Source organism: Vibrio sp. 811 (assembly GCF_033339195.1).
The window spans coordinates 1-788 of the sequence record NZ_JAWOUB010000286.1; the positions used below are offsets into that span (position 1 = coordinate 1).

Consider the following 788-nt stretch of genomic DNA (forward strand, 5'->3'; position numbering starts at 1 on the left):
AAACTGTTCACCAAAGTCGTCCAACTTGGCAGCTTTACAGCGGCAGCCAATGCTTTGGACTTGCCACGAGCAAATGTTAGTCGACGCATTGGAGAACTGGAACGTTACCTCGGAACGCAACTTTTTCACCGCACCACTCGCAGCCTTTCGTTGACAAACAAAGGCGATGCCTACTACCAAGATCTACAAAAAGTACTCACCTTGCTTGATTCGGCAAACCAGCAAGCCAGTAACGAAAGCATCGAGGTCAGAGGCAAAATCAAACTTGGCCTTCTGCCAGAAACCTATGAACATCTTCAACCCATTTTGTTTGAATTTCAGGATCAATACCCGCAGGTTGAACTCGACATTCGCAATATCAACAATGGCTTTATTGATATGTTTCAGCAGGGGTTGGACATCGCGCTGCACGGCGGCATGCTGTTTGATTCAGACATTGTCGCGAGAAAGATCTTAACGCTAGACCGATGTGTCGTTGCCTCACCGAACTATCTTCAAACTCACGGCACGCCCGCCACATTAGAAGAGTTGAGCGATCATCAGTGCATTTGTTTTCGTTGGCCAAATGGCAATGTCGACAACCTTTGGCATTTTCAGGAACAAAACGTAGCGCTCAAACCGAAACTCATTTCCAACAACATCGGCTTTATTAAAAGCTCCACAGTGCTTGACCGCGGCATCAGTTATATCCCAAAACTGTTGGTAAAAAATGAGCTCGAATCCGGTGCATTGGTGCAAGTATTGTCTCAATATGCTGTCACGGAAGAAACGGGGTGGTTACTCTATCC

Annotated in this window: 1 protein-coding gene; it reads left to right on the top strand. The window is 46.6% G+C overall.

Annotated elements, in window-relative coordinates:
* On the top strand, positions 1 to 788 hold a 788-nt coding region (locus tag R7Q46_RS26385), incomplete at both ends, for a LysR family transcriptional regulator (RefSeq protein ID WP_318078111.1).